This is a genomic window from Enterobacter sp. 50793107 (assembly GCF_001463365.1).
GTDB lineage: Bacteria > Pseudomonadota > Gammaproteobacteria > Enterobacterales > Enterobacteriaceae > Enterobacter > Enterobacter cloacae.
The window spans coordinates 30,304-48,944 of sequence record NZ_LNII01000130.1; the positions used below are offsets into that span (position 1 = coordinate 30,304).

General features: G+C 55.9%; 17 protein-coding genes and 4 tRNA genes. 7 read left to right on the plus strand and 14 right to left on the minus strand.

Annotation, left to right across the window (positions count from 1 at the left end; translation table 11 throughout):
• Window positions 1–143: 143 nt before the first annotated feature.
• Together yigI and rarD are read left to right on the plus strand one after the other, a co-directional pair.
• Window positions 144–611 carry an acyl-CoA thioesterase YigI gene (yigI, locus tag APU11_RS17125; RefSeq protein WP_013099253.1) on the plus strand — a complete coding sequence of 156 codons (468 nt, stop codon included), beginning with the start codon at window positions 144–146 and terminating at the stop codon, window positions 609–611.
• A gap of 51 nt (window positions 612–662) precedes the next feature.
• A complete protein-coding gene (gene rarD / locus APU11_RS17130) occupies window positions 663–1,559 on the plus strand; it encodes an EamA family transporter RarD (protein ID WP_058650622.1) in 897 nt (298 codons plus the stop codon).
• 70 nt (window positions 1,560–1,629) lie between these two features.
• On the opposite strand, the gene corA is transcribed toward rarD, so the two are convergent.
• The 8 genes from corA to APU11_RS17165 all read right to left on the minus strand — a co-directional run bounded on the left by corA (window position 1,630) and on the right by APU11_RS17165 (window position 8,591).
• The gene (gene corA / locus APU11_RS17135) at window positions 1,630–2,580 is read right to left on the minus strand and encodes a magnesium/cobalt transporter CorA (RefSeq protein WP_008501540.1); all 951 of its coding nucleotides are present in this window, start codon (window positions 2,578–2,580) and stop codon (window positions 1,630–1,632) included.
• Window positions 2,581–2,731: 151 nt separating this feature from the next.
• Complete coding sequence (gene ysgD, locus APU11_RS28945; protein WP_212743980.1) at window positions 2,732–2,788, minus strand: YsgD/CorL family protein; 57 nt, start codon at window positions 2,786–2,788, stop codon at window positions 2,732–2,734.
• 149 nt (window positions 2,789–2,937) lie between these two features.
• Window positions 2,938–5,100, minus strand: a complete 2,163-nt coding sequence (gene uvrD / locus APU11_RS17140; protein ID WP_013099255.1) for a DNA helicase II — start codon at window positions 5,098–5,100, stop codon at window positions 2,938–2,940.
• A 108-nt stretch (window positions 5,101–5,208) separates the two neighbouring features.
• The gene (gene yigB, locus APU11_RS17145) at window positions 5,209–5,925 is read right to left on the minus strand and encodes a 5-amino-6-(5-phospho-D-ribitylamino)uracil phosphatase YigB (RefSeq protein ID WP_013099256.1); all 717 of its coding nucleotides are present in this window, start codon (window positions 5,923–5,925) and stop codon (window positions 5,209–5,211) included.
• The gene (gene xerC / locus APU11_RS17150; RefSeq protein ID WP_038420795.1) at window positions 5,925–6,827 is read right to left on the minus strand and encodes a tyrosine recombinase XerC; all 903 of its coding nucleotides are present in this window, start codon (window positions 6,825–6,827) and stop codon (window positions 5,925–5,927) included. Before xerC ends, yigB begins: the two co-directional genes overlap by 1 nt.
• Entirely contained in the window at window positions 6,824–7,531 is a 708-nt protein-coding gene (locus tag APU11_RS17155; protein WP_013099258.1) for a DUF484 domain-containing protein, read from the minus strand. Before APU11_RS17155 ends, xerC begins: the two co-directional genes overlap by 4 nt.
• Window positions 7,528–8,352: a diaminopimelate epimerase gene (gene dapF / locus APU11_RS17160; RefSeq protein ID WP_013099259.1), complete on the minus strand. Its 825-nt coding sequence runs from the start codon at window positions 8,350–8,352 to the stop codon at window positions 7,528–7,530. The genes APU11_RS17155 and dapF overlap by 4 nt, the downstream gene beginning before the upstream one ends.
• A gap of 35 nt (window positions 8,353–8,387) precedes the next feature.
• A complete protein-coding gene (locus tag APU11_RS17165; RefSeq protein WP_013099260.1) occupies window positions 8,388–8,591 on the minus strand; it encodes a lipoprotein in 204 nt (67 codons plus the stop codon).
• Window positions 8,592–8,726: 135 nt separating this feature from the next.
• Here APU11_RS17165 and cyaY point away from each other — a divergent pair, with 135 nt between their 5' ends.
• Window positions 8,727–9,047 (plus strand): iron donor protein CyaY, encoded by a 321-nt coding sequence (gene cyaY / locus APU11_RS17170; protein WP_013099261.1) that lies wholly within the window; start codon window positions 8,727–8,729, stop codon window positions 9,045–9,047.
• A gap of 73 nt (window positions 9,048–9,120) precedes the next feature.
• Here cyaY and cyaA read toward each other — a convergent pair whose 3' ends face one another.
• A complete protein-coding gene (cyaA, locus tag APU11_RS17175) occupies window positions 9,121–11,664 on the minus strand; it encodes a class I adenylate cyclase (RefSeq protein WP_013099262.1) in 2,544 nt (847 codons plus the stop codon).
• A 350-nt stretch (window positions 11,665–12,014) separates the two neighbouring features.
• Here cyaA and hemC point away from each other — a divergent pair, with 350 nt between their 5' ends.
• Genes hemC through hemY form a run of 4 tightly spaced genes read left to right on the plus strand, consistent with a single transcriptional unit; the run spans window position 12,015 to window position 16,113 of the window.
• The gene (hemC, locus tag APU11_RS17180; protein WP_032618596.1) at window positions 12,015–12,956 is read left to right on the plus strand and encodes a hydroxymethylbilane synthase; all 942 of its coding nucleotides are present in this window, start codon (window positions 12,015–12,017) and stop codon (window positions 12,954–12,956) included.
• Window positions 12,953–13,693 (plus strand): uroporphyrinogen-III synthase, encoded by a 741-nt coding sequence (hemD, locus tag APU11_RS17185; protein WP_029883127.1) that lies wholly within the window; start codon window positions 12,953–12,955, stop codon window positions 13,691–13,693. The genes hemC and hemD overlap by 4 nt, the downstream gene beginning before the upstream one ends.
• 21 nt (window positions 13,694–13,714) lie before the next feature.
• Window positions 13,715–14,911, plus strand: coding sequence for a uroporphyrinogen-III C-methyltransferase (gene hemX, locus APU11_RS17190; RefSeq protein ID WP_038420796.1), 1,197 nt, complete (start codon window positions 13,715–13,717; stop codon window positions 14,909–14,911).
• A 2-nt stretch (window positions 14,912–14,913) separates the two neighbouring features.
• Window positions 14,914–16,113: a protoheme IX biogenesis protein HemY gene (gene hemY, locus APU11_RS17195; protein ID WP_013099267.1), complete on the plus strand. Its 1,200-nt coding sequence runs from the start codon at window positions 14,914–14,916 to the stop codon at window positions 16,111–16,113.
• Between the two features lie 538 nt (window positions 16,114–16,651).
• Here the strand turns inward: hemY and APU11_RS17200 are convergent.
• The 5 genes from APU11_RS17200 to APU11_RS17220 all read right to left on the minus strand — a co-directional run bounded on the left by APU11_RS17200 (window position 16,652) and on the right by APU11_RS17220 (window position 18,585).
• Window positions 16,652–16,728, minus strand: a tRNA-Pro gene (locus APU11_RS17200).
• Between the two features lie 42 nt (window positions 16,729–16,770).
• A tRNA-Leu gene (locus tag APU11_RS17205) sits at window positions 16,771–16,857 on the minus strand.
• A gap of 20 nt (window positions 16,858–16,877) precedes the next feature.
• Window positions 16,878–16,953 (minus strand) — tRNA-His (locus APU11_RS17210).
• A 67-nt stretch (window positions 16,954–17,020) separates the two neighbouring features.
• A tRNA-Arg gene (locus tag APU11_RS17215) sits at window positions 17,021–17,097 on the minus strand.
• 102 nt (window positions 17,098–17,199) lie between these two features.
• Entirely contained in the window at window positions 17,200–18,585 is a 1,386-nt protein-coding gene (locus APU11_RS17220) for an amino acid permease (protein WP_023619875.1), read from the minus strand.
• Between the last annotated feature and the right edge of the window lie 56 nt (window positions 18,586–18,641).

The window sequence follows — 18,641 nt, forward strand, 5'->3', positions numbered from 1 at the left end:
AATGTTAAATGATCTGAATCGTTATATGGCGCACATTCTACAGACTTCTGCAGCAACTGCTGCATCCTCGTTTCTGAAAGTGGCATTCTTGCCTGTCCGGGCATAAAATCAACATTTTATTAACATTAAGGATGTGATGTCTCATGTCAGCCATGCTAACCGCCGAAGAAGCGTTAAAACTCGTGGGCGAGATTTTTGTTTACCATATGCCGTTTAACCGCGCGCTGGGACTGGAACTGGAGCGTTACGAAAAAGACTTTGCCCAGCTCAGTTTTAACAACCAGCCGATGATGGTAGGCAACTGGGCACAGAGCATTTTACATGGCGGGGTAATTGCCTCCGCGCTGGACGTGGCTGCAGGGCTGGTATGTGTTGGCAGCACCCTGACGCGCCATGACACCATCAACGAAGACGAGCTGCGTCAGCGCTTATCCCGCATGGGTACCATCGATTTACGCGTCGATTATCTGCGTCCCGGGCGCGGAAACCGCTTCACCTGCAGCAGCAGCCTGCTCCGTGCGGGTAATAAGGTCGCCGTGGCGCGTGTTGAATTGCATAACGAAGAACAACTTTATATCGCCAGCGCAACCGCCACTTATATGGTGGGTTGAAGCTGAAAAATCGGGTAAAGTTAATTCACTTTTTTGTCACGGATTTTCCCGATGGATGCTAAACAGACGCGGCAGGGCGTGTTACTCGCCCTTGCCGCTTATTTTATTTGGGGTGTCGCACCCGCCTACTTTAAACTTATCGCTTACGTACCGGCTGATGAGATCCTCACTCACCGCGTCATCTGGTCCTTCTTCTTCATGATCGCGCTGATGAGCGTTAGTCGTCAGTGGTCTGGCGTCAAAACGCTGCTACAAACCCCGAAGAAGATCCTCCTGCTGGCACTCTCGGCAGTACTGATTGGCGGAAACTGGCTGCTGTTTATCTGGGCGGTGAATAACCATCACATGCTCGAAGCGAGTCTGGGCTACTTTATTAACCCGCTGGTGAATATTGTGCTGGGGATGATTTTCCTCGGCGAGCGCTTCCGCCGGATGCAGTGGCTGGCGGTGATCCTCGCCTTCTGCGGCGTGCTGGTTCAGCTGTGGACCTTCGGTTCACTGCCTGTTATTGCGCTGGGGCTGGCGTTCAGCTTCGCGTTCTACGGGCTGGTGCGCAAGAAGATTGCCGTGGAAGCACAAACCGGCATGCTGTTTGAAACCCTGTGGCTGTTGCCGGTGGCCGCTATCTATCTCTTCGGCATTGCCGACAGCCCGACCAGCCACATGGGCAGCAACCCGTGGTCCCTGAATGTAATGCTGATGGCCGCAGGCGTGGTGACGACCATCCCACTGCTCTGCTTTACCGGTGCGGCAACGCGCCTGCGTCTGTCCACGCTGGGCTTTTTCCAGTACATCGGCCCAACGCTGATGTTCCTGCTGGCGGTGGTGTTTTACGGCGAAGTGCCGGGTGCGGATAAGATGGTGACGTTCGCGTTTATCTGGGTGGCACTGGCGATTTTTGTCGCTGACGCGATTTATACCCAGCGCCGGGTGCGTAAAGGGCTGTGATTTTCCCCCTCCCGGCGGGAGAGGGAATTCGATCGTAGGGCGGGTAAGCGCAGCGCCACCCGCCAGATTTTTACAGCCAGTTGCGACGCTTGAAATAGAGATACGGCGCCAGCCCGGCGAGGATCATAAAGATAATCGCCCCTGGATAGCCGAAACTCCACTTCAGCTCTGGCATAAACTCAAAGTTCATCCCATAGCTGGATGCCACCAGCGTCGGCGGCAGGAACACCACGGATACCACCGAGAAGATCTTGATAATGCGGTTCTGCTCGATGTTGATAAAGCCCATCGCCGCCTGCATCAGGAAGTTGACCTTCTGGAACAGTGATTCGTTGTGCGGCAGCAGGGATTCGATATCGCGCAGGATCTCACGCGCCTGTTCCAGCTGGCCGCCCGGCAGACGCGCCTTGCGCACCAGGAAGTTCAGCGCGCGCTGGGTATCCATCAGACAGAGACGCACCTTCCAGCCGATATCTTCCAGCTCCGCCAGCGTGGAGAGCGCTTCGTCGTATTCATCGCCCTGATGGCCTTCCATGATGACGCGGCTCAGTTTTTCCAGATCGCTGTAGATGTTTTCAATCTCATCCGCCAGTTGCTCAATTTTGGTTTCGAACAGATCGAGCAGCAATTCGTAAGCATTGCCGTCCACCATCGCCTGGCTGCGGGCGCGCATACGATAGAGACGAAACGCCGGCAGTTCGCGCTCGCGCAGGGTAAACAGGCGACCGTCGCGAATGGTGAATGCCACGGTGGAGTTCCCCGCGTGGTCTTCGGCATCTTCAAAGAAGAAGAAGGAGTGAATGTGCAGGCCGTCTTCGTCTTCAAAAAAACGTGCGGATGCTTCGATGTCTTCCAGTTCCGGGCGAGTGGCCAGACTCTGCCCCAACTCAGATTGTACGCGCAGGCGTTCATCGTCGTCCGGCTCGACCAGATCCACCCATACGGCATCAATGAGGGGCTGTGACTCTTCGGCTTCAAGCCGAGTCAGTCGGTTATTTTCGAGTTGAAATGCGCTCAACATGACCGGGACTCCCAATGCAAAAAATATCGGACAGTTCGGTGGGCACACAGAAACAAATTGGGTTTCAGACCATTAAACAGCCTGACTCAGCGCGACGGGAATAATGCAGGTCGCTGACAACCACTAAGGCCATCAGCAAGAGGAGATAGCCTTAGGAGTTGTTCCTGGATGACAGGGAATTGAGCCAGTATCTACTGGGTGTGTCCAAGGCGAATGTCCTCTTAGCGTAATCGTGCGCGCATGTTACGCCAGCAGCAACTGTGGCGTCAACACGCAACGAAACGCTGAAGGGCATTAATTGACCTTCAACGTATAAGGCTAGCAGATTATTACAAAATAATGATATTTTTCTGAAAGTTACACTGCTTCCAGCTTGGCATACGCGGCCACCAGCCATTTGATCCCCTGCCCCTGGAACGCCACCTGCAGGCGGCTGTGCTCGCCGCTGCCTTCCAGATTGACGATGGTGCCTTCACCAAACTTCGAATGACGCACGCGCTGGCCCAGCTTATAGCCGGTGTCGGTTTCCGCAATCGGCGAGCCCATCCGCTGATGGCTGACCGGGCGGCTGATACTGGCACGCAGACGAACCTCTTCGACACACTCTTCCGGCAATTCGCCGATAAAGCGCGACGGACGGTGATAGACCTCTTTACCGTACAAACGGCGGGTTTCAGCGTAGGTCAGCGTCAGCTTCTGCATCGCTCGCGTCACGCCTACGTAAGCCAGACGGCGCTCCTCTTCCAGACGCCCGCCTTCATCCAGCGACATCTGGCTCGGGAACATGCCCTCTTCCATGCCGACGATAAACACCTGCGGGAATTCGAGGCCTTTGGCAGAGTGCAGGGTCATCAGTTGAACCGCATCCTGCCAGGTATCCGCCTGCCCTTCGCCCGCTTCCAGCGCGGCGTGAGAAAGGAACGCCTGCAGCGGCATCAGGTCTTCGTCTTCTTCGTTGTAGCTGAACTGGCGCGTTGCCGTCACCAGTTCCTCTAAGTTCTCAATACGGGTCTGGCCCTTCTCGCCTTTTTCCTGCTCGTACATGGTGCGCAGGCCGGAGTCTTTGATTACCCGGTCGGTCTGCACGTGCAGCGGCATGTCGGCGGTTTCCTGCGCCAGCGCGTCAATTAGCTCCAGGAAGCGCTGCAGCGCGCTCGCGGCGCGCCCGGCGAGGGCTTTTTCCTGTAACAGCTCGCGGCACGCCTGCCAGAGCGTGAGCTGGCGATCGCGCGAGGCCTGGCGCACCACGTCCAGCGTACGGTCACCGATGCCGCGGGTTGGCGTATTCACCACACGTTCAAATGCCGCATCGTCGTTTCGGTTAGCGATCAGGCGCAGATACGAGAGCGCGTCTTTGATCTCCTGACGTTCGAAGAAGCGCATGCCGCCGTAGATACGGTACGGCATGCTCACCTGCAGCAGCGCCTCTTCCAGCACGCGCGACTGGGCGTTGCTGCGGTAGAGAATGGCACACTGTTCCAGCGCGCCACCGTTGTCCTGCCAGGTTTTGATGCGGTTCACCACGAAACGTGCTTCGTCAAGCTCGTTGAAGGCGCAGTAAATCGAAATCGGCTCACCGTCGACCCCATCGGTCCACAGCTTTTTACCCAGGCGCCCGTTGTTGTTTTCAATCAGGGCGTTGGCCGCGCTGAGGATATTGCTGGTCGAGCGGTAGTTCTGCTCCAGACGGATGGTTTCGGCGCCGGGGAAGTCGTTGAGGAAGCGCTGAATGTTTTCCACCTGCGCGCCACGCCAGCCGTAGATGGACTGATCGTCATCGCCTACGATCATCACCTTGCCGGTATCCCCGGCCAGCAGGCGGATCCAGGCGTACTGGATGTTGTTGGTATCCTGGAATTCGTCCACCAGGATATTGGTGAAGCGTTCACGGTAGTGCTGCAGGATATGCGGTTTGTTCAGCCACAGTTCGTGGGCGCGCAGCAACAGTTCGGCAAAGTCCACCAGCCCGGCGCGGTCACACGCTTCCTGGTAGGCCTTGTAAACGTTCTGCCAGGTCTGCTCCACCGGGTTGCCAAAGCTCTGAATATGATGTGGGCGCAACCCTTCGTCTTTCTGGCCGTTGATGTACCACATCGCCTGACGTGGCGGCCACTGTTTCTCGTCGAGATTCATCGCCTTAATCAGGCGTTTCAGCAGACGGAGCTGGTCTTCACTGTCGAGGATCTGGAAATCCTGCGGCAGATTGGCGTCCATATGGTGCGCACGCAGCAGACGGTGCGCCAGACCGTGGAAGGTGCCGACCCACATGCCGCCCTGGCTGGTGCCCATCAGTTGGGCAATACGGTGGCGCATCTCCGCCGCCGCCTTGTTGGTGAACGTGACCGCCATGATGGAGTACGGAGAGCAGTTTTCCACGCTCTGCAGCCAGGCGATACGGTGAACCAGCACGCGCGTCTTACCACTGCCCGCCCCAGCCAGCACCAGCAGGTTGGTACGCGAGGCGGCAACCGCGTCACGCTGTTTGTCATTAAGGCTGTCGAGCAGGTAAGAAACGTCCATTGGCACCGTCACATAGTATTCAGGAACACAGCAAAGCGCCCGGTGGCGCTTTGCTTACCGGGCCTACAACTGCAAAAACCCTGGTAATTTATACAATATTACTGGTGATTATATCAGCGTCGTGAGGGATGCCAACCGTGAAATTTCCAGGTGCGGCAGAAGACGGCTGTCCGGGGCGATCATCAGGTCCGTCTTTTCTGGCTTGATCCAGCAGGCCTGCATACCGCAGCGGATGGCACCCGCTACGTCTGTGGTCAGGTCATCACCCACATGCAACATTTCGCCGAGCGGCAGGTTCAGCTTCTCCGCCGCCAGATGATACATATCGTTAAACGGCTTCGAGCGCCCGTGCGGACCCGCCCGCAGCACAAATTCAAAGTAATCCCCCAGACCAAACAGCTCCGGCTGCGCATTGCCATTGGTGATTGCGACCAGCGGCCATTTTTCTGCCAGTTTTGCCAGGGTGTCGTGCGTTTCCTGCGGCACGTCGATACGGCTGCGCCATTTGGCGAAGTTTTCCATTGCGGCTTCAGCCCCGACGGCCGCATCCTGTGCGCTCAGCCCAGCGTTGAGCATCGCCTGCTCCACCGCACGGCGACGCCATTCGGTTACATCGTGATAAATATCCGGCTCGGTCTCACGCAGGGACTGGCGCAGCAGCTGAAAGTCCTTGTTCTGCATCGTCTTTAGCGCCGGATGGTAGTTCTGAACAAACGCCAGTGACTCCTGCTCAGTTCGCAGGATCACTTCACGGTTGTCATAAAGGGTGTCATCAAGATCAAAAGTCAGGGCTGAGATGTGACCCAGTGGGCGGTAAAAACGCATTATTTCCCCCGTTTGGCGCGTGGATGCGCCGCGTCATACACCGACGCAAGGTGTTGAAAGTCTAAGTGGGTATAGATTTGGGTGGTGGAGAGATTCGCGTGGCCGAGCAGTTCCTGCACGCCACGCAGATCGCCACTCGATTCCAGCATGTGGGTGGCAAAGGAGTGGCGCAGCTTGTGCGGATGGACGTGGCTGTTCAGCCCCTGTTTAATGCCCCACTCTGCAAAGCGTTTCTGTACGTTACGCGCCGAGATCCGCTTGCCGAGTTTCGACAGGAACAGCGCATCCTCCTCGGTGCCAAACAGCCCGCGCAGATCCAGCCAGTGCTCAATCCACGAGACGGCATTACGGCCAATCGGCAGGCGGCGCTCTTTGCTGCCCTTACCCATCACCCACACTTCACCGGACTCCAGATCGAGATGTTTTAAATCGAGATTAACCAGTTCGGAAAGACGCAGACCCGCACCGTACATGACCTCCAGCATCGCGCGATCGCGCACGGCCAGCGGGTCGTTGAGGTCAATATCCAGCAGGCGGTTTACATCGTCGACGTCGATATTTTTCGGCAGGTGACGCGGGGCTTTCGGCGTGGCGATGCCTTTCGCCGGGTTGGCTTTTAAGCCGCCCTGGCTCACCAGCCAGTCGAAGAAACTGCGCAGCGCAGAAAGCCTGAGCGCCAGACTCGCCGGGCTTAGGTTTTTTTTACGGCTACGCACAACAAACCCACGGACGGTTGCAGCGTCACATTGTTGCCAGCTTTTCAGGCCGATCTCATCGGCAATCTGCATGATGGCATCAAGCTGACGCTGATAGTTCAGCAGCGTAATGGGGCTTAGCTGACGTTCAACGCCCAGGTAGCGCAGAAAGCGCGAGACGTCAGTCGCGAGCAGGGCGTCCGTCATACACGTTCAATCCAGCGCTCCAGCAGCTCAGGCAGCATCAGGGCGATCTCCTGCAGCAGCTGCGTGCCTTGTCCCTGCTCGTAATGATGCGCGTCGCGGCTGGTAAATAACATCACCCCCAGATCGCCATCACGCCCCATCATCGACATCGCCACCGAGCCTATCGCTTTCGCCTCCGGCAGTACCACCAGCAGTTCCGGTCCGTTAAGCGGCCCAAGATAGTGATGTTCGTGGCCCAGACGCTGAATACGCAGGGGTTCAAACGCCTGGCGACTCAACGCCAGATGGGTAAAACCGGACGGCGCGCCAATGCGCCAGCGGTCAGGGAAAAGACGAATCGTTGCGCCAGCCAGCCCCAGTTCACGCGCCCAGCGGTGGAAACGGCTGAGAAATTCTTCAAGGCTGTGCGCCGAGGCCAGACGCGCCTGCAGATGCAGAAGACGATAGAACAGGCTTTCGTTCGTGTTGGCCTGCTCCATCAGCAACGTCATGTTCTCTTCAAGCTGATTGATGTGGTTGCGCGAGCGTGCCATGTGCCATTCGACCAGCGACACGGTCCCGCGAACCGGATGCGGCACACGCATCGCTTCGACGACGCGTGCATTGCGAATAAAAAACTCAGGATTGCGCAGCAGATAATCAACAACAGCCCTGTCGTCCAGTTCCGTCACCGTTTCCTGCAGTTCTTCCCCTGGTTGTTTCATAGATGGATAAACCCGTCATAGACATGTGCCGCCGGGCCAGTCATATACAGTGGATGACCCGGTCCTTTCCAGGCGATATCAAGACGACCGCCTGGTAACTCCACGCGAACCTCTTCGGCCAGTAACCCCTGAGAGATGCCGACGGCCACCGCAGCACAGGCACCGCTTCCGCAAGCCTGCGTTTCGCCCGCGCCGCGCTCGTACACGCGCAGACGGATATGCTCACGCTTCACCACCTGCATAAAACCGATATTCGCCCGTTCCGGGAAACGTTCATGGCTTTCCAGCACCGGACCCAGGGTTTCAACCGCGGCCGTTTCCACGTTATCGACCTGAATCACACAGTGTGGGTTGCCCATCGAGACGACGCCACACAATACTGTCTGCTCGGCCGCACGCATAATATAGGTCTTTTCCGCTTTGTTTGCGCGAAACGGCACCGCAGAAGGTTCGAAGTTTGGTTCGCCCATGTTCACGCGCACCAGCTCGTCATCGGTAACGCTGAGCACCATGCGGCCATTCGCCGTGCTGACACGGATATCGCGTTTGTTGGTCAACCCTTTCAGGCGGACAAAGCGGGCAAAACAGCGCGCGCCGTTGCCGCACTGATTCACCTCGCTGCCATCCGCATTGAAAATACGGTAGTGGAAATCGAGGTCGGGATCGTACGGCGGTTCAACCACCAGCAGCTGATCGAACCCCACGCCCAGGTGTCGATCCGCCAGGCGGCGGATCAGTTCCGGGGAGAAAAAGACATTCTGCGTTACCGCGTCGACGACCATAAAATCGTTACCAAGGCCATGCATTTTAGAGAACTGCATCATTTGCTCCATTGCGCGGGTACAGAACGTGATCGTCAGAGATTAACCTGAGTCGGGCCACCGTTGTTGCCACGATCGTTAGTGTCTGGCGTAGATGACTCAATGCCGCTGTTCACAGGTTTCGTCGGCGGCGGCGCGGTTTTATCCGCTGGCGGGAAGTACAGCGGCCCCTTCAGTCCACAGCCAGTCAGACTAAACAGCGTGATGAGAACGGCAAGCGTTCGGAAAGCGTTTTTCATTATAAAGTTGCCCGTAAGTTCAAATCTGTTTCTATCATCGCAGGAGAAGACACAAAAGCAAGAGTTTGCCGCTTTCCTGCAACGGGAATTATTTAGGGTTATACTGCCGGCATCACGAAAAACAGGAACAAAACCATGAACGACAGTGAATTCCATCGCCTTGCCGACACCCTGTGGATGACCATTGAAGAGCGCCTGGACGACTGGGAAGGCGACAGCGATATCGATTGTGAAATCAACGGCGGTATCCTGACCCTCAGTTTCGAAAACGGCAGCAAAATTATTATTAACCGCCAGGAGCCGCTTCACCAGGTATGGCTTGCGGCCAGACAGGGTGGCTACCATTTCGATCTGAAAGGGGATGAATGGGTTTGTGACCGTAGCGGCGAAACCTTCTGGGATCTGCTGGAGCAGGCTGCAACCGCGCAGGCGGGTGAAGATGTGAGTTTCAGGTAGTGTTGTTGCCCGGTGGCGGCTACGCCTTAGCGGGCCTACAACGGCTCGGACCGTAGCCACCCGGCGAAAAGCATCACGAGAAATACTGCTGCAACAGCGGTGCGGTATCCTGATTCGCAGGCACGGCAGGCGTGACGGCCTGAGTACGGAACGGAATCACCTGCGCACGGCCATCGACATTCACAATCTGGTAGAACTGCGGCAGGTTGAAGTTGATGAAGCTGGAGCCGTAGGTGAAGCGGTCGTGTGATGAGGAGTAGAAGCGGCTAACGTCACGCACCAGCTCCTCTTTACTGCCTTCGCAGTGGTGATACACCTCTGCGCGGTTGGTCTCATCAAGAATATAGATGTTGAAACCGGCATCGTCTCCCGACTCTTCAAAGAAGAACTGGATAATCCCTTCACTGGCAAATCCATCCACCACCTGCGGCAACTTGACGTGGTTGGTCTCCACCTGAACCGACAGACCATGCAGTTTGTTGTGCGAAATCGCGCCGTAAAACTCAATGGCGTTCTCCAGCTTCTGCACCGACACGTTCAGGCGTTCGAAGAACAGACCCCAGGTTTGCCCTGAAACACGCAGCGCTTTAAAGCGACCGGTTTCCTGACGGGTACTGGAAAGACGCAGCTCAATACACTCTGAAACTAACTGCTGCACGCGGGTACGAATCAAACCACGCAGGTGCTGGCTGTAGCAGAACACTTCCACGCTGTCCGGCGGCGCGGCATCCTGGTGCATCTTACCGAGAATGGTTTTCAACGCTTCGATCATCGCCTGCTCGCCGTTGAAGTGCAGCGTACGCACTTCGTTCCACGAGTTGCGGTACAGCAGATCCACGCTGCCGACCAGGCAATTTTGCTGCTCGCCAAAGCTGAAGACGTCCAGCTTGCGGAAGTCAAAATGCACGACCTGATTGCGGAAGGCCGCCGTCGGGTCATATTCCAGGTTGACGATAATCGCCAGATGACGAATTTCACACGGGCTGTAGAGCGCTTTTGGCGTGGGTGCCGGCAGACGCAGCGGGAAGTGATGGGAGACATCCGCCACCATCTCCTGCAGTTTGGCTAAATCGACCACCTCGTTGCCTTTGATAAACAGGCGGGTGCGCGAGGTCAGCAGGCCGTTAAACCAGGCCCAGGCCACCAGCTTGTTCAGGTAGCGGTTATACTCCAGCGGCTGATGGCTAATGATCGAATCCATGCTTGGGGCACGGTTATACAGATACCACCCGGTGCGGTTCGCGCGGCCCGGCGGCACATAGATAAAGGTCAGGTTTGGCTCTGACAGATCGGGCGAAATTTGCGGGTTAACCAGGGTGACTTTGCCCGGCAGCGCTTCAAACGCGGCATACAGTTTGCGGGTCAATACCCCGATGTCCTGCGGGCTGGCGGACACGCTGAGATTGTTACGGCGCGCAAAGCGGATCAGGTTACGGTAGCTTTGCATCATCGCATCAAGCAGTTCGTTGTGCGCTTCACGCACCTGATCGATTTTCCAGTTGGCGCGATTGTCGAGCATGGAGAGACGCTCTTCGCCCCATCCCCACTCTTTGACGAGCTGAGAGACCACTTCACGACGCCAGCCCACGCAGGCGCGTTCACGGCTCAATTTCTCACAAACTTTGAGATAGAAACATCGACGCACCAGGTCGAGACGCGTGGTGTCATCAATGGCTTTCAGGTATTCGGTAACGCGTTCCAGCATCATGCAGTAGGCGTCAAGCCCAAAGGAGACAATCTCCCCGTCGTGCAGACGCTGCTTGATATCTTTCGCCAGCAGGCGTGGGGTTGGGTATTCCCAGGAATAGGCTTCGAGCAACAGCGTTTTCAGCACCGCTTTGTACGGTGAGTCGATGCTCTTATAAAGCTGCCAGAGGCTCGCGCCAAAGTACTCTTCGGCTGACAGGGAGCTCAGGCCGCCCAAATCCAGCCATTCGTTTGGCGTCAGTACGCCCTGCGCGTAGAGCGACATCACGTAATCATCGTAATGCTCTTCTTCTTCGCACGGGACCATATTCCACAGAATACGCTTCCCGGCCAGACGCACTGCCGTACGGTAAAATTCGTCCAGCAATAAAATGTGCTGCGTGGAGCCACAGTCCTCACCACCCAGACTGCCGCTTTCGTTATGGCGGAAACGGTTTTCATCAATCAGGAAGAAGCTCACTTCCACGCCAAGCGATGCCGCCCAGCTTTCCAGCAGGCTACATTTACGCTGCAGCAACTGACGCTCTTCGTTATCGAGCCAGGATTGATGACAGACCCAGATGTCCAGGTCAGACGAACAGCTTTGCCCTACCGAAGAGGTGCTCCCCATGGAGTAAACGCCGGTGATAGGCAGTTCACCTTTCGGGGATTCCTGCGGCGGCATGCCACGGTAGAGTTCAAGTTCGTTGAGATAATGCTGTTGGGTTTCATCAGGCGTGAAAAGGCAAATGCCCTTGGGAACGTTACCGTCAAGGTAACCCGGCATCAGCGGATGGTGATAGTGCAATAATGTCGGCAGCAGACTGTATACCTGCTGGAAAGCAGGGCCCATGGCAGCAAGCGCGCGATCCACACGCAGTTGATTGATGGCATCCAGTCTCTGTTTCAGAGTCTCAATATAGAGGTACAAGACGTATCGCCTGATGTTTCCGGGTGTCGCAAGCTATTCAAAAACCAAAATAACAGCGAGCCCGCAGTATTTCAAAAAGATAACCGTTACCCTTTTTCGCCCTTATCATTATGCTGGTACCGACGAAAAAATGGTCTAAAACGTGATCAATTTAACACCTTGCCGATTGACCGTAAAGAAAGTTGCGCTACATACAAAGTGTAGCACCGTTCTGTACGTGTAAATTCCTTAATACGGCTGTGGCTGACGAGAACTCCCGCCCTGTCCCTCTCTTCTTCATCACCGTAAAACTGCCATCCCAGAGTCAACAATGTTAGGATGGTTAGCGATTGATAATGACGGTAACAAGCATGTTAGACAATGTTTTGAGAATTGCCACACGCCAAAGCCCTCTTGCGCTCTGGCAGGCACATTATGTTAAGCAGCGCCTGGAAGCCTGCCACAGCGGCTTGCGCGTCGAGCTGGTGCCCATGGTCACGCGCGGCGATGTGATCCTTGATACGCCGCTGGCGAAAGTGGGCGGCAAAGGCTTGTTTGTCAAAGAACTGGAACTGGCATTGCTTGAGAACCGCGCCGACATCGCCGTGCATTCGATGAAAGACGTGCCCGTCGAGTTCCCGGAAGGGCTGGGGCTGGTGACCATTTGCGAGCGCGAGGATCCGCGCGATGCGTTTGTCTCTAACCAGTTTGACTCGCTTGATGCGTTGCCCAAAGGCAGCGTGGTTGGCACGTCCAGTTTACGCCGCCAGTGTCAGTTGGCTGAACGCCGTCCGGATCTGATCATACGCTCGCTGCGCGGTAACGTTGGGACGCGTCTGGGCAAGCTGGATAACGGCGATTACGATGCCATTATCCTCGCGGTAGCAGGACTTAAGCGTCTGGGGCTGGAGTCACGCATTCGCGTCGCGTTGCCACCGGAGCTCTCTTTGCCGGCCGTGGGACAGGGCGCTGTAGGTATTGAGTGCCGTCTGGATGACAGGCGTACCCGTGAACTGCTTGCGCCGCTGAATCATGACGAGACGGCCATTCGCGTCAAAGCCGAGCGTGCGATGAATACCCGCCTTGAAGGGGGGTGCCAGGTGCCGATTGGCAGCTATGCTGAATTAATTAACGGTGAACTGTGGCTGCGTGCGCTGGTTGGCGCGCCGGACGGTTCGCAGATGGTACGCGGTGAGCGCCGCGGTAAACCGCAAGATGCTGAGCAGCTTGGCGTTTCGCTGGCGGAAGAGTTACTGGATAACGGTGCCCGCGAGATTCTGGCTGACGTTTACGATGGAGAGCCCCCTGCATGAGTATTCTCGTCACCCGCCCTTCTCCCGCAGGAGAGCAGTTAGTGAGCCGTCTGCGCGCACTGGGGCAGGTGGCCTGGAGTTTTCCGCTTATTGAATTCTCCCCGGGTCGGGAGCTGTCCGCGCTCGCCGACCATATGAATACCCTTCAGGAAGGCGACCTGCTGTTTGCCTTGTCGCAACATGCCGTGGAATTTGCCCATGCGCAGCTACAACAGCAGGGACTGAACTGGCCTACCGCGCCACGCTATTTCGCGATTGGCCGTTCCACCGCCCTGGCGCTGCATACCGTAAGTGGAGCAGACGTGCGTTACCCGTTAGATCGGGAAACCAGCGAAGTCTTGCTACAATTACCTGAATTACAAACCCTAATCGGAAAACGTGCGCTGATTTTACGCGGTAACGGCGGACGCGAGCTGTTAGGCGAAACGCTGCGTGAACGCGGAGCTGACGTCACGTTTTGCGAATGTTATCAACGCTGTGCAAAACATTACGATGGTGCACAAGAGGCGATGCGCTGGCATACGCGCGGCATTACAACGCTGGTGGTGACCAGCGGCGAAATGCTGCAGCAACTCTGGTCGCTGGTGCCGCTTTGGTATCGTGAAAACTGGTTACTCCACTGTCGGCTTTTGGTCGTCAGTGAGCGTCTGGCGAACCTCGCCCGGGAACTGGGCTGGCAAGATATTCGGATCGCTGATAACGCCGACAACGATGCGCTGCTGCGCGCATTACAATAACTCTCATAATGGGATGCCATAATGACGGAACACGACAAATCCTCCGCCGTGGTTGAAGAGACCAGGGAGACTGTGGACATGACGCCACAGTCAGAAACGACTGAGAAAACCGTTGAGAAGAAAAACGGCAGCAACAAGACCAGCCTCGCGCTGAGCGCGATTGCCATCGCCATTGCGCTGGCAGCAGGCGTCAGCCTCTACGGCCTGGTGAAACAGCAAAGCACCAATCAGACGGCAACCAGCGACGCGCTGGTTAATCAGCTCGCCGCGCTGCAAAAAGCGCAGGAGACACAAAAAACCGAGCTGGAAGGCGTCATCAAACAGCAGGCCGCCGCGCTTGCCGATGCGAACAGCAAACAGGAAGAGCTAACCAAACAGCTGGACGAAGTGCAGCAAAAAGTGGCCACCATTTCCGGTACCGATGCCAAAACATGGCTGCTTTCTCAGGCCGATTTTCTGGTGAAACTGGCCGGGCGTAAGCTCTGGAGCGATCAGGATGTCACCACCGCCGCCGCTCTGCTGAAAAGCGCAGATGCGAGTCTGGCGGACATGAACGATCCAAGCCTCATCACCGCACGTCGCGCCATTACCGAAGACATCGCCAGCCTCTCCGCCGTTTCTCAGGTGGATTATGACGGCATCATCCTCAAGGTAAATCAGCTCTCGAACCAGATTGATAACCTGCAGCTGGCAGATAACAACGACGACGATTCTCCCATGGATTCCGACGGCACCGAGCTGTCCAGCTCCCTGAGCGAGTGGCGTGTAAACCTGCAAAAAAGCTGGCAGAACTTTATGGACAGCTTCATCACCATTCGTCGCCGTGATGAAACCGCCGTGCCGCTGTTAGCGCCGAACCAGGATATCTACCTGCGTGAGAACATTCGTTCCCGTCTGCTGGTCGCGGCCCAGGCCGTGCCACGTCATCAGGAAGAGACCTACAAACAGGCGCTGGATAACGTCTCCACATGGGTACGTGCTTACTACGATACCGATGATGCCACCACCACGGCGTTCCTCGATGACATCGACAAACTGAGTCAGCAGAACATCACCATGAACGTGCCGGATAAACTGGCCAGCCAGCCGATTCTGGAAAAGCTGATGCAAACGCGCGTACGTAACCTGCTGGCACAGCCGGGCGTTCCGGCTGAGCAGACGGGTGAACCTGCACCAGCCGCCGCGCCCGCGCCTGAAAGCGCCCCACAAGGAGAGTAACGATGCTTAAAGTACTCTTACTCTTTATCCTGCTGATCGCCGGGATCGTCCTTGGGCCGATGCTTGCCGGTCACCAGGGGTACGTGTTGATCCAGACCGACAATTACAACATCGAAACCAGCGTAACGGGTCTGGTGATCATTCTGATCCTGGGCGTTGTGGTGTTGCTGGCGCTGGAGTGGATCCTGCGCCGTATTTTCCGCACCGGTGCCCATACCCGTGGCTGGTTCGTTGGCCGCAAGCGCCGTCGCGCCCGTAAGCAGACCGAGCAGGCGCTGATTAAGCTCGCCGAGGGCGATTATCAGCAGGTGGAAAAGCTGATGTCGAAAAACGCCGATCACGCCGAACAACCCGTCGTGAACTATCTGTTGGCTGCTGAAGCAGCTCAACAGCGTGGTGACGAGGCCCGTGCAAATCAGCATCTGGAGCGCGCATCGGAGATGGCGTCCGACAACCAGATCCCGGTTGAGATCACTCGCGTTCGCCTGCAGCTGGCACGTAATGAAAACCATGCGGCGCGCCACGGCGTTGACCGTCTGCTGGAAATCACTCCTCGCCACCCTGAAGTGCTGCGCCTTGCCGAGCAGGCCTATATCCGTACCGGTGCCTGGGGTTCACTGCTGGACATTATTCCTTCGATGGCGAAAGCCGACGTGGGTGATGATGAACATCGTGACGAACTCCAGCGCATGGCGTGGATTGGTTTGATGGATCAGGCGCGTGCCGATCTGGGCAGCGATGGTCTGAAAACCTGGTGGAAGAATCAGAGCCGCAAAACGCGTCAGCAGGTTCCTCTGCAGGTGGCAATGGCGGAACACCTGATTGAATGTGATGATCATGACACGGCTCAGGAGATCCTCCTCGACGGTCTGAAGCGCCAGTACGACGATCGTCTGGTCATGGTGATCCCGCGTCTGAAAACCAACAACCCTGAGCAAATCGAAAAAGTGCTGCGTCAACAGATCAAAACCGTTGGCGATCGTCCGCTGCTCTGGAGCACGCTGGGCCAGTCGCTGATGAAACACGGTGAATGGCAGGAGGCGAGCCTCGCCTTCCGTGCGGCGTTAAAACAGCGCCCGGATGCGTTTGACTACGCGTGGCTTGCCGATACGCTCGACAAGCAGCATAAACCGGAAGAAGCTGCTGCCATGCGGCGCGACGGGCTTCTGCTAACGCTACAGAACAACGGAACGCAGCAGTAATTATCAAGGAGGCCAGACGGCCTCCTTTTTTAGGCATAAAAAAACGCCTGCTATAAAAGCAGGCGTTAAAACAGGTCTGTAAGACAACATATTTGGTGCTTCACTCAACGTTATGCCCATGGTGTCTGATGAGGCCGAAGCGACATCTGTCAGTGGACGATAAGCACCGTAAATGGCTCTGCATCATTCCTGAGTTTATGAGGCACGAAGGCGAACATAAGAGATGGAATGAGCATCTACACGTATATTATTGCACGTTACATGCCAACGTTACACGAAGAAATTTTACATCGCGCAACATTTTAAGATAAAAGGAATTTCTGCTGCCAAGACCCGTCTGACGCACCATAAGATATCGGTAAAAGCGCAGAAGTGTCGTCAGAAAGAGACGGTTAAGACGCTGATGCAATATTATTTTAGTTTTCAATTAATTAAGTGTCGCTGGTTCGCGACAACAGGAAACGCGTATGTCGGGGAATGGATACAGAGGTGAAAAGCCGCAGAAAACAAAAAACCCCGCCGAAGCGGGGTTCAAAATTGGTCGGCGAGAGAGGATTCGAACCTCCGACCCACTGGTCCCAAACCAGTTGCGCTACCAAGCTGCGCTACTCGCCGATGTACTGCTTTTTGAATTTTTAGTTCAATTCATTAAAGTCGTGGTGCGAGGGGGGGGACTTGAACCCCCACGTCCGTAAGAACACTAACACCTGAAGCTAGCGCGTCTACCAATTCCGCCACCTTCGCAATTCACAACTCTTCAATAATGGGGTGGCTAATGGGATTCGAACCCACGACAACTGGAATCACAATCCAGGGCTCTACCAACTGAGCTATAGCCACCACTGTATTCTTTCACGCGGTACTGACTACTTCTCAGACCACCGCAGCTCTAGCGCCGGGACTAAAATGGCGCGCCCGACAGGATTCGAACCTGAGACCTCTGCCTCCGGAGGGCAGCGCTCTATCCAGCTGAGCTACGGGCGCTTAGCGCCGTTGCGGGGCTGGATATTACGTACCTCCGACCCCGCTGTCTAGTGCTTTTTTGAAAAAAATGCGCGTTTGGTTATGGTTTGCACATTTTGCCGCTTATTCCTCCACTTTCTGCGTGGTGGCGCGGCGCCCCAGCCCAAATAGCTTATAGGCTGCAGTGACTGCCGCCAGGAAGATCATCCCGACAAACAGCGACATGCGGGTATCATCATTAAAGTACATCCCGATTAATACGCAAATCAGGAACGCCATCGTCAAATAGTTCGCATACGGGAACAGAATCGAGCGGAACGGATGGCTGGCAATCGCCTGTTTATGCGCATGGCGGAAACGCAGCTGGCTAATCAGAATAACGAACCACGGCACCATCCCCGGCAGCACGCTGGCGCTGTAGACATAAACAAATACGCGCTGCGGATTTGGAATAATGTAGTTCAGGCATGAGCCAATCAGCAGGATGGCAATCGACACCGCCACACCCGCAACAGGCACACCCGCGCGGGACACTTTACTCATTGCCGCAGGCAATTGGTTATTCTTCGAAAGCGCATAGAGCATACGACCGCAGCTGTACATTCCGCTGTTACAGCCAGACAACGCCGCCGTCAGGACGACAAAGTTGATGATACCTGCTGCCGCCGTAATACCTATCTTCGCGAATGTTAAGACAAACGGGCTGCCTGTCGTGCCGATCTCATTCCACGGGAAGATGGTCACGATAACGAAGATCGCCCCCACATAGAAAATCAGGATACGCCACAGCACTTTACCCACCGCACTACGCAGCGTGACCTGCGGGTTCTTCGCTTCACCGGCCGTAATACCAATAAGCTCAACGCCCTGATAGGACGCGACAACGATACACAGCGCCGTCAGGAAGCCTTTCCAGCCACCAGCGAAGAAGCCGCCGTGTTCGGTCAGGTTACCGAAGCCAATCGCGTGACCACCGTTGCCAAAGCCGAAGAAGATGACGCCGAGTCCAACCACAATCATCACGATGATGGTGGTGACTTTAATCATCGCAAACCAGAACTCGATTTCACCATAAAGGCGAACGGCTGCCAGGTTTGCCATTGCCACCAGCCCCACAGCAATCAGCGCCGGTATCCACTGGACCATGTCCGGGAACCAGAACTGCACATACACCCCGATTGCGGTAATCTCCGAGATACCCACCGCCATCCACATAAACCAGTATGACCAGGCCGTCAGGTAGCCGAAGAAAGGGCTCATGTAGCGGTGCGCATAGACGGCGAAAGAGCCGGTCACTGGCTCCAGGAAGAGCATTTCGCCCATCGAACGCATAATGAAGAAAACGAACAGGCCAGCAATAATATATGCCAGCAGAACGGATGGCCCGGCCCATTTGAGCGTGCTTGCAGAGCCCATAAACAGGCCCACACCAATAGTGCCGCCCAGCGCTATCAGTTCAATATGACGAGCTTCCAGCCCACGCTGTAGCTCCGGTTTTTTCTCTGCCATAGATCCTCGGTTGTGTTTGCTGTTTCCCGGCTTAATACCAGGTATTGTTTTTTAGG